Below are 10,640 nucleotides of genomic sequence, written 5' to 3'. Positions count from 1 at the left end.
GACCCTAGCTGTTTAGCTAAAAACGACCTTGATAAGTAAACTGGTACTTACCTTGGCTATCAGGGTTGCCCAACCACTTAAGCTGACTCTGCATTGCTGGCGGGAATTCCGCCCCCGGCTTAAACCATGCCGCCGACGTATAGCGTTGGTTGGGTGTTACGCTCGCTGAAAACTCACTGTCTACCTGATCGCTCTTCTGAGTGCCTTTCGCTGCAATTGTGCTGTCTTCACAGGTTATGTCTGCAATCACAGGGCCAAGGTCTAGCGAGCCAACAGGAGAGTCGACTGCGGCACCAGACCAAGCCAGTGTACCTTCGCCAGATTGACACCAAGGCTGAGCGTGAACCGCATGCTTGATCGTCAGTTCAACTTGTCCACCAATAGAAACCGGTACTGGAATAGCTGGAGCGTATTTCATCACGTTCATAGCAGGCATTGAAGCTACTAAGTTCTCTGCGTACGCGCCGCTCATGCTGTACCCGACACGCCCTTTACCTGATAAGTTCATGTCACTGTTACGACCAAAACGAACCGCCAGTTCTGCTTTGGCTTGAAATAGCTTAGAAAACTGGAAATCCCACTGCACTGAACCGTAATTGATGCGCTGCCACACGATGTTGTTAGCGCTGCCTTGCCAAACGGTGCCCTCCACGCCTTCGATACTCAAGCCGCGCACAGCAGGAGCCTGCTTGAGAGCAAAAGAAGCCGGCAAGTGCAGCAACAAGCTGACCGAGAAAAAGACGATAAAGATGCTACTGAAGAGCAGGCCATACTTAAAAGATAAACCGCGTTTCACATTAACCTCGTTTAAACTGTAGTCGGTTGACGTCAATAACCCCAGGGTTATCAGAGCGATCAATATCCATAAACTCGACCTCAACACCCTGTTTTTCTTTCAGATATGTTAGCCAGTCAACGAACTTATTAAAAGGCACTGGTTTTACCCACACTTGCAGCATCTCGCCCCGTGGTTGCACACGTATCAGCTCGATATTAAAGCGACGCATAGAAGCAGGCACAGATTGGTTCAGAGGTTGACTGGCATTAATGCCACCACTGCCTCGTAGTTCAACCACTTCATTGGCTTTATTGGTTACCCAAGCCAGTAGTTGCTTCTCGCTTTGAATACGGGTCTGCGCGAGTTCAGCTCGCTGACTGAGTGGCTGGATTAGCCCCCAATAAACGACACCGACCACCAACAGAATTGAGCAACCAATAACTAATCGTTGCTCTCTTTGACTTATTGAAGTCCACCACGCTTGGAGTGGCTCAATCATATTTCTCATCACTGATCTCCTTACGCAGGTTATTGATGGGGTTTAAGAGTAAAGCTGCCAAATACGGCATCGCCATTACGGTTTAACGGACCTTGTTCGACGGTAAATTTCTCTTCGAGCTTCACTCTCGCGGTCTCAAAATGTTGGAAGTCAGAACTTTTCGCCTGTAGTCGAATCTCAGAACGATTGCCATCGTAGCGAATGCTTTCGACTTCAATTGACTTCACCTGACCTAAGGTTTCCGGCAGCAATGCTAACCACCCCAACAAAGAGTCACCATCGCCCGAGCCGCCATATTTCTTGGCTTCATCGTTCATCTGGCGCTTAAGGTAGCTGACTGTCGGAATACGTTGTTTACCAGGCAGCACAGCTCTAAAGATACGCTCACTCTCCATGCGGTAGGCTTGTGCTTGAGCTTCGAATTGCTGAACCTTCAACACTTGCTGAGTCACGATCACAGCCACCAGCAAACAAGCAGCAATCGCCACTTTCTGCCAAACACGCCAATATTTACTGAATGAAGATTTGGTTTTAAAGGTGCCAGTCAGTAAATTTACGCCGCTTGTGATCGCTTGTTGGCTCAGCAAAGACATCACCAATTCCGCAGGCTTTGCTTGCCAATTCGCACCGCTTTGCTGTTGAACGTCATCGCTCGGCATCGCGGTGTAGCTGAAGATAGTCGTCGCTTGCTCTTCGTCATCAGCAACAACCCAATCACTTTGCAAAAACATCGGTAACCATGCTTCGCTGATCGATACAGCTTGATAGTTACCTTGACGTAATAGCCAATGCTGGTCGATCTGTAATGCACTGATGCCTTGCTCTTCAAAAGGCACGGCCAGTGTATCTGGCAACACCTTACGGAAGATAATATTGGCTTCGCGGAACAGGTCTAACGCTTGCTTTAACCATTCACGATCGACACCACACACTGTTGCGTGCGTTGCGTCTTTATCTAAAATAGTCAGGTGTAAGTCTTCGATATCTTGTGCCACTTCGTCTTCTAATAAAAACGGCAGCATAGAGTCGAACTGGCGAGCAGCACCTTTCGGGATCTCAACACGCTTAATTAAGCATTCATTTCCCGGCAATAAAGCGATACAGCTGCGCTTTTCAGCGTAAGGCGTTAACTCATCCAGCTGCTCCCAGCTAGACAGTTCGCCACTTGCTATCACTTCTTGTTGGCTTGTCGACCAAACTAACCACTGCACAGGGCTTTGTGGTTCGCTACTCAGTCGAACGGTCAGAAACTCGCTCACTGATTCCTCCAAAACGACGGCGTACTACCGTCACTGTTTCTCGATTACTACTATAGAAAAGCGTCCGTATACGTACACGTGACTGCTCAACTAATACCTCTGCATCAAGCTCAAAATAGGCGCTATCTACAGTTAAATATGCTTTCGCTTTCTTGCTGACTTCGGCACTCACACCCACAATGGCCGGTTCAGCCATAAACGCATCCACCGTATCCCAGCCATCGAATGGGCGTTTGTCTATCAGCTGTTTGGCATCCGATTCACTTAAGCCGGGGGCAAACATCGCTTCCAATAACGGCGCCTGCTTTTCCGTAAGTGTATTCACGTTCAAGCGAAAATCGTCACTCGGCAGAGCACAAACAAAGGGGCGAACCTTATTCATCACCTCACCGGTAACTTGATAAACCGCTCGTAGTTCGGACTCATCGGCCATTAAGCCATTCGCCGCCAAATAAGGTGGCTTCATCGCCTCATAAGTACTGTCTTCTACACCTGCTGAAGAGGTGGTTCGGGTATCACTATCAACAAATTCCCAGCTTGAATGTGCAATAACCTCGGCCTGATAAGGCTCAACATCTTGGTTTTCCAACAAGGTTTGCCAAACCGTAATTAAATAAGGTGTTTGGTTACTTGAAGTCGCCGTCACACCAGCCAACGCATTGAGATTAAAACATGCCTGAGCATCAACAATACGGCCTTTAACTTGACCATAATCCAACGGGTATACCTGTTCTTCTAACGCCCATGGTTGACTCAAGTTGACGGTATCACTGTCTTTGTAGCTTTGCCTAATGCCGTCTTGCACCAGCGCTTCGACACCAATGCTGTACCAGTAAGCCTGTTGGTAATTCAGTTGATTGCCCACGCGCTTAAATTGAGTAAACAGGCGTTCCGACATACTGCCTGCGATGGTTGCCATTATCGCCAGTAGCATCAGGATAATGATCAGCGCAACACCTCGCTGCTTGCGCCCCATGGCAGACCTTGTCAGTGCAAACTTATTAGTTCGATGAGTCATTATTCCCCTCATTACTACTTGAAGAGTCGCTGTTTGAAGAATCATCGGCCTGATCTAGCGTGCCACCAGGGGTGAGATAAATACGCTCTATCTCACCATAATCTTTCAAGGTTAGCTTTAACCTTACCGCTTTCGGTAGCGATTTGTCGGCTTGCCACTCTTTCCCCCAGCGGCTTCCGTCATAAAACTCGAATTCCAAGCTTTCAACATCATCAAGCAAAGGCGTAATCACACCTTCTTGTCCTGCAGGAGTATCGGGGTAGCGCCACCACACACGCTCAAGCGTTTCTTCTTTAATGCGGTAACCCACTTTGGTGACTTCTCCGCGAGGAAACTGCTGCTGTGGGTTATGCCAGCCAAGGCGAGTAAACATGATGCCAACGCTGTCGGAATCCAGTAAATACTCTTTAATTAAGATCAGCTTAGATGATGCTTCTTCACCGTTGGTACGAAATTGTCGTACCGCCATCTGGCGAAAATCATTATCTAAAATGACTAAGCTACGTTGCAGTTGATTTAAACGAGCACTGCGCTCGATTGAAAGCTCGTTGCTGCGCTGAACCTGATTGACTACCTGATAAGCCGCCATGCTTAACGTGGCAAAGATAGCGATCGAGACCAAAACCTCAATTAAGGTAAAGCCTCTCCCGTTCGAAGATAGACCTTGTGTACGAGACACACGCTTATTGGCGGACATGCTCTTACTTAGCGACTTGCTCTGAGCTAACGACACGCTTTTACTTGACCACATAGCTGCGCACCGTGACCACTGGAGAAGCTTGTTTACTGGTTGCCACACTCACATCAAACGCCTTTAATAAATCATCGCTAGTATCGATTGGCGTGACCTTCCAAAACCACTCTCTCTCGGCCAACTCTTGTGTGCCCTGCGCTTTTTTTAGCTTCTCAGGATGCAGCATCACCAAAGCCATTTGATTATCAACGACCATAGCCGCGAAGGTTTTTTCTTCGAGATAACTGAGGGTATTGATGTGCTGAGTAACAGCACGAATCACACTGATCGCCGCAGTCGCAAAGATAGCGAGCGCAACCAATACCTCAAGCAGCGTCATTCCTCGAGAACCAAGGGGCATACCACGAAAACGATAAGGAGAACGGTTATTCCTCTTCATCTTCTTCTCCCGGTTCTAGCAGTCGAATCACACCATTGTCCAATACTCGAATACGCCAACCATCTTGTATGGTGTCTCCGGTATTTGGATAAAACGACAATACAAATGGCGTCATTTCAGCACTCGACAAGATGTAGATCTGTGGTGGTTTCGGCTTCTTTTCCTCTTCAAGATCAGCAAACATATCTTCATCAAACAAGCTTCCTGGGTTGAACAACCGATCATCGTCTTCCCATGCGCCACCACCTAAGGTCAGTGACAATGCGAGTTCTTCCGGTAGTTCAGTTAAAGAGGGGATTTTTTCAAAATCGACTTCTTGCCAGCCTTCAGACTTAAGCGCCATCAGTACATAGGTCGATTTCTTTTCATCAACTCGAACGCCAAAATCTAAGCCGCTCAAAATAGCCTCTTCATTGAGTAATTGAACTCGCTGATAAAAGCTTTGAGCGTATTTTTTAGCAACATCTTTGCTATTGGTAGGAATGGTCGCGATCACCGCAACCGCCGTTACTGACAGTAGTACCAACACCAAGAGAATCTCAATCAAGGTGAAACCTGGCTGTGTTTGCTTAGTTTTCACCTTTAGACTCCATCTGTTTACGTCCTACCATCAATAACGTATCAAGCATCAATAACGAATCAAACAATAAGCTGAAGCTTATTGGAAATCCTGCATGTTCCAGTTGCCGATATCCGCCGCAATACCTTCACCACCTTCTTGGCCATCAGCACCAAGAGTGAAAATATCAATAGTGCCGTTATCACCAGGGCTTAGGTATTGGTACTCGTTACCCCATGGGTCGTTTGGCAGACGCTTGATGTAGCCACCGTCGCGGTAGTTACGAGGCTCTGGGCTGCTTGGCTTAGAAACCAATGCATCAAGACCTTGATCCGTTGTTGGGTAAACGCTGTTATCCAGTTTGTACATATCTAGCGCGTTCTCTAGCGCCACAATATCAGTGATGGCTTTTTGTTGGTCAGCCTTCTCTTTGTTACCCAATAGGTTAGGTACAACAAAGCTCGCCAATACGCCAAGGATAACCACAACAACCATCACTTCTAATAGGGTAAAGCCTGATTGTTTCTTCATTCTGTTTTTCATTATTTTCTCCAAATTACAGACAGCGAGTTGAAGGTAATAATGTCCTTCTTCTCGTTAATCCAAAAACTAACGTCTTATGAGCAGTTGATTAACCACTCATCAAATTATTCATTTCAAGCATCGGCATCAGAGTCGCCATCACAATGAACAGCACTAAGCCTGCCATCAAAGCGATAAGTGCTGGCGTAAAGATACCTAACGCGATATTCACGGTCGATTCAAAGCTTTGATCCTGGTTATCTGCCGCTCTTGTTAGCATTTGCTCTAACTGACCACTCTGCTCACCACTGGCGATCATATGCAGCATCATTGGAGGGAAGAGTTTGGTTTGATCGAGCGCTTTACGCAGGCTTGCCCCTTCTCTAACACTGTCTGACGCCTGCAGTACTTGTTGCTTCACATGGTGATTCGACATTACATCAACCGCAACCTTCATCCCCTCAAGGATAGGAATCGCACTCGAGGTACAGATAGAGAGTGTTCGTGCAAAACGAGAGGTATTAATTCCTTTCGCGATCTTGCCGATCAGTGGAATGCTTAATAGCTTGCGATCCCAACTCATGCGAACACCCGGCTTTTTCAGAGCGGTCTTAATCAACACAATCACACCGATGATCAACAACAGTAATTGGATGCCCCAATTCTGGATAAATTCACTCGATGCCAATAAAAATTGTGTCGATTGAGGAAGTTCTTGGCCCATTTGGATAATCGGTTCAACGATCTTAGGTACCACGGTTGCCAGCAGGAACGAAACAATCGTCACCGCAAACACCACCAGCACCACAGGGTAGATCATCGCTTGCAGCAACTTAGAGCGCATCTTCTGACGGTTTTCTGCGTAATCAGCCAGTCGCTCCAATACCGCATCTAAGTGACCCGATTTCTCACCAGCCGCGACCATGGCTCTAAACAGTTCATCAAAGATATGTGGGTAATCAGCCAAGCTATCGGCTAGCGAATAACCTTCCGTTACCTTCGAACGAACCGCCAGTAACATGGTTCGAATACGTGGCTTTTCAGATTGCTCCGCCACGGCTTTCAAGCACTCTTCTAGCGGCATGCCTGATTGCACCAAGGTGGAAATTTGGCGAGTAATCAAAGCAAGGTCTGGCGTACTGATGCCGCGTTTAAAGCTGGTCGATGGCTGAGCACCTTTTGCTGTTTTTGCTTTAGCCTCGGTCATCTCAACCGGCATCAAGCCAAGTTCTTTGATTCTTTGGCGAGCCTGACGAGCGTTATCCGCTTCAATCGAGCCTTTTTTACTTTTGCCTTTGGCATCCAGTGCTTTGTATTCAAATGCCGCCATACTAGACTTCCTTGGTCACTCGCATCACTTCTTCTAAGGACGTTACCCCTTTCAGAACTTTGCTCAAGCCATCATCTCGAATACTTGGTGTTGTGCCACGAATTGCTTTCTCAATCGCCTGTTCGCCAGCCTCACTGTGAATCAGCTCTTGTACCGAATCGTCAATCATCAATAGCTCATGAATACCAGTACGGCCTCGATAGCCTTTGTGACTGCAGCTTTCACACCCTTTGGCATGGTAAAGCGTTAGGCTGTCTTTCTTCTTCAACCCAAACAGTTTTTTCTGTTCTTTATCCGCTTCGTAAGGTTCTTTACAGTCGTTACACAGGGTGCGAACCAAGCGCTGAGCCAAAACACCCAGCAGCGAAGAAGAGATCAAGAAGGGTTCGATGCCCATATCACGCAGACGCGTAATTGCACCGATTGCCGTATTGGTGTGAAGGGTCGACATCACTAAGTGACCGGTCAAAGAGGCTTGAACAGCGATCTCTGCGGTCTCTAAGTCACGTATCTCACCAATCATTACCACATCGGGATCTTGACGAAGAATCGCACGTAAACCACGCGCAAAGGTCATATCAACCTTAGGGTTCACTTGTGTTTGACCAATGCCATCGATATCGAATTCGATCGGGTCTTCAACGGTTAAAATGTTTCGTTCATTGCTGTTGAGTTCTTGCAGGCCTGCGTACAGGGTCGTCGATTTACCTGAACCTGTCGGGCCGGTCACCAAGATAATGCCGTGTGGACGCTGAATCAGCTTACGGAAGTTTTCATGGTTTTCTGCTGTCATACCTAAACTGTGCAAGTCTAGACGAGTGGCGTTTTTGTCCAACAGACGCATTACCACACGCTCACCGTGCGAAGAAGGCATGGTTGAAACACGAACATCAACCGCTCGGCCACCAATACGCAAAGAAATACGACCATCTTGTGGCACACGTTTTTCCGCAATATCCAATTTAGCCATAACCTTTACACGTGACACGAGCAGCGGAGCCAGTTTACGGCTCGGCGCCAACACATCACGCAGCACACCATCAATACGGAAACGGATCGACAGTGATTTCTCAAAGGTTTCGATATGAATATCCGAAGCACCCTCTTTGATCGCCTCACCCAGCATCGCATTGATTAACTTGATGATTGGTGCATCATCCTCTGATTCAAGTAAGTCTTCGTCTTGAGGCAGTTCTTCCGCTAGTGAGAAGAAGTCATCACTATCAGCACCAATGTCTTCCATGAGCTGACGAGCTTCTGACGAGTCACGCTGATAAGCATCGGTCAGTTTTTTATCAAACTCATCGAGAGTAATCGCTTGTGGCGTGAAACCATTTTTCACAACACGACTCACTTCAATGATCGCCGCCGATTTCAGTGGCTCAACATAATAAAGTATCGGTGCGCGCTCTGGATGTTGATACTCCAACACCATCTTATAGCGATTCGCAAAGCTAAACGGCAAGCGCTGATAAGTACCTGCCGCCCCTACCAATTCAGCCATTATTCTGTTTCCATCTGATCAATGAAGGCTTGAAGTTCAGCCGGGTAATTCATGCTTTCGCCAAATTTAGGCAGTACTGGAATATTATCGTCATCCATCAGCTTCAGGCCCTGCTCTGACTTATACAACTGCTCAGCACGAATAAAGTTGTATTTACGCTGAGTAATACCATCGGCCGTCATACCATCACGAATAATGGTCGGCTTGATGAATACCATTAGGTTCTTTTTCTCAACCTGAGTACTGGTTGATTTGAACAGGTGTCCTAGAACAGGGATATCGCCCAAGAACGGCACCTTAGATTCACTTTCCAGCGCTCGCTCGTCAATCAAGCCACCCAGCACCAGCATTTGACCGTCTTGAACAATCACTGACGTATTTAGCTGACGCTTAGCAAAACGAACATCTACTGCCCCGTTTGCGCCTAATACGTTCGATACTTCTTGTTCTATTTGCAGCTGAACTGAGTCACCTTCATTGATTTGTGGCACGACTTTTAGCTTGATACCCACTTCTTTACGTTCAACCGTTTGGAATGGGTTATCGTTACTTGAGCCTGCGGTCGAGCCAGTTAAAACAGGCACCTCTTCGCCCACAATGAACGACGCTTCGCCGTTATCCATCACGGTGATACTTGGAGAAGATAGGATATTTGAATTTGAATCGGTCGCTACTGCACTGATCAAGGCAGTCCAGTCACCCATCACTACGCTCATTGCCGCGCCATTAACGCCAGAAAGAGCAGAAGCTAACGTTGAGTAGTCACCGGATTCTGTGGTCGTTTCATTACGCAAAAAGGCGCCATTATCATCATAGACTGCGGTGGTCGTTTCAGTGTCTTTCGCTTCTTCTAAACCAACCATTACGCCACCGATTGACGCACCTGTGTTGCCATACTGAATCACAGCACCAGTATCAAGGTTACCCCATTGCACACCAAGGTTAATGCCATCACCCTCTGCCATCTCGACAATTAGGGCTTCAATCAATACTTGAGCACGACGAATATCCAACTGTGCGATCACATCTTGAAGCGCGTTCATGATGTCTGGTTGGGCGGTAATAACCAAAGAGTTGGTATCACTGTGAGCTGAGATCACCACTTTGTCACGTTGAGATGAGCTACCTTTAGTTGATGTTTGCTTCTCTGATTGCAGGTTGTCCGACACGCCTTTCAGCACATCGACTAAATCTTCTGCTTTGGCGTATTTAAGGTAAATTACTTGGTTGTTGCCCTTGGTTGCCATTTCCACATCAAGCTGTTCAATCAACCTTCTTAAACGGCTACGTACCTTAGGGTCACCTGAGATAAGGATCGCATTGGTACGTTCATCGGCAACTAATTTAGGTTGTAGGAAGGCTGGTGTGTTTTGGGCATCTGTGGTTTTGCTTAGTGCATCAACGATACGTACCATTTCTGCCGCAGAAGCATTCTTTAGCTCAACGACTTCAATCTCTTTATCACCCGCTTGGTCAACACGCTTGATGATTTCAGCTAAACGGTTTACTACCGCCGCTCGGCCTGTAATAAGGATGATGTTGGCTGGGTCGTAGTGCACAACGTTACCCGCGCCTGCATTGTCGTTTAGTTGACGAAGCAGAGGAGAAAGTTCACGAACCGATACATTACGAACCGTCACTACACGCGTCACTACGCTATCACCAGTGATTGAATCACGGTCACCAACAACGGGGATCGCCGAAGTTTTAGAGTCTTTGGCTTTGATGATCTTAAGAACACCCGAGTCCATTTCAACGACTGCGTAGCCATACACCTCTAGTACGTTTAAGAAGAAGCTGTAATATTGCTCTTCATTCAATACGTCGTAGCTGCGTACATCGATTTTTCCGCGCACCGATGGATCAACGATGATGGTCTTCTCTAGGTTACGACCAACAATATTAATAAACTCTTGAATATCAGTGCCTTTAAAGCTGGCACTAAAATCACTCGCGATGGCTGCGGGTGTGCAGATCAAGCTTCCTGCCAATAACCATGCACTTTTCTTAAACCAATGCTTCACTTACTTCTCCTACA

General features: G+C 47.1%; 11 protein-coding genes. All 11 read right to left on the bottom strand.

Annotated elements, in window-relative coordinates:
• Window positions 1–16 precede the first annotated feature (16 nt).
• The 11 genes from AB4623_RS05530 to gspD all read right to left on the bottom strand — a co-directional run bounded on the left by AB4623_RS05530 (window position 17) and on the right by gspD (window position 10,626).
• Entirely contained in the window at window positions 17–796 is a 780-nt protein-coding gene (locus tag AB4623_RS05530; protein ID WP_048607634.1) for a type II secretion system protein N, read from the bottom strand.
• Window position 797: 1 nt separating this feature from the next.
• Window positions 798–1,286 carry a type II secretion system protein M gene (locus tag AB4623_RS05525; protein ID WP_065585037.1) on the bottom strand — a complete coding sequence of 163 codons (489 nt, stop codon included), beginning with the start codon at window positions 1,284–1,286 and terminating at the stop codon, window positions 798–800.
• Between the two features lie 20 nt (window positions 1,287–1,306).
• Window positions 1,307–2,536 (bottom strand): type II secretion system protein GspL, encoded by a 1,230-nt coding sequence (gspL, locus tag AB4623_RS05520; RefSeq protein WP_019826468.1) that lies wholly within the window; start codon window positions 2,534–2,536, stop codon window positions 1,307–1,309.
• A complete protein-coding gene (gspK, locus tag AB4623_RS05515) occupies window positions 2,505–3,554 on the bottom strand; it encodes a type II secretion system minor pseudopilin GspK (RefSeq protein ID WP_372145917.1) in 1,050 nt (349 codons plus the stop codon). Before gspK ends, gspL begins: the two co-directional genes overlap by 32 nt.
• Window positions 3,538–4,305 (bottom strand): type II secretion system minor pseudopilin GspJ, encoded by a 768-nt coding sequence (gene gspJ, locus AB4623_RS05510; RefSeq protein WP_372055319.1) that lies wholly within the window; start codon window positions 4,303–4,305, stop codon window positions 3,538–3,540. Before gspJ ends, gspK begins: the two co-directional genes overlap by 17 nt.
• Window positions 4,292–4,687 (bottom strand): type II secretion system minor pseudopilin GspI, encoded by a 396-nt coding sequence (gspI, locus tag AB4623_RS05505; RefSeq protein WP_017062483.1) that lies wholly within the window; start codon window positions 4,685–4,687, stop codon window positions 4,292–4,294. Before gspI ends, gspJ begins: the two co-directional genes overlap by 14 nt.
• Window positions 4,674–5,267 carry a type II secretion system minor pseudopilin GspH gene (gene gspH, locus AB4623_RS05500; protein ID WP_017062484.1) on the bottom strand — a complete coding sequence of 198 codons (594 nt, stop codon included), beginning with the start codon at window positions 5,265–5,267 and terminating at the stop codon, window positions 4,674–4,676. Before gspH ends, gspI begins: the two co-directional genes overlap by 14 nt.
• 78 nt (window positions 5,268–5,345) lie before the next feature.
• Complete coding sequence (gene gspG / locus AB4623_RS05495; protein ID WP_017062485.1) at window positions 5,346–5,789, bottom strand: type II secretion system major pseudopilin GspG; 444 nt, start codon at window positions 5,787–5,789, stop codon at window positions 5,346–5,348.
• Window positions 5,790–5,877: 88 nt separating this feature from the next.
• Window positions 5,878–7,098, bottom strand: a complete 1,221-nt coding sequence (gene gspF / locus AB4623_RS05490; RefSeq protein WP_372145915.1) for a type II secretion system inner membrane protein GspF — start codon at window positions 7,096–7,098, stop codon at window positions 5,878–5,880.
• 1 nt (window position 7,099) lies between these two features.
• On the bottom strand, window positions 7,100–8,602 hold the full coding sequence (gene gspE / locus AB4623_RS05485) for a type II secretion system ATPase GspE (RefSeq protein WP_372145913.1): 1,503 nt from the start codon (window positions 8,600–8,602) through the stop codon (window positions 7,100–7,102).
• Complete coding sequence (gspD, locus tag AB4623_RS05480; protein WP_102428475.1) at window positions 8,602–10,626, bottom strand: type II secretion system secretin GspD; 2,025 nt, start codon at window positions 10,624–10,626, stop codon at window positions 8,602–8,604. The genes gspE and gspD overlap by 1 nt, the downstream gene beginning before the upstream one ends.
• Window positions 10,627–10,640 lie beyond the last annotated feature (14 nt).

It is taken from the genome of Vibrio sp. 10N.222.52.C12 (assembly GCF_041474215.1).
GTDB classification, from domain to species: Bacteria; Pseudomonadota; Gammaproteobacteria; order Enterobacterales; family Vibrionaceae; genus Vibrio; species Vibrio crassostreae_C.
The sequence above is the reverse complement of the archived record's forward strand: the minus strand, read 5'-3'. Positions and strand labels throughout refer to the sequence as shown.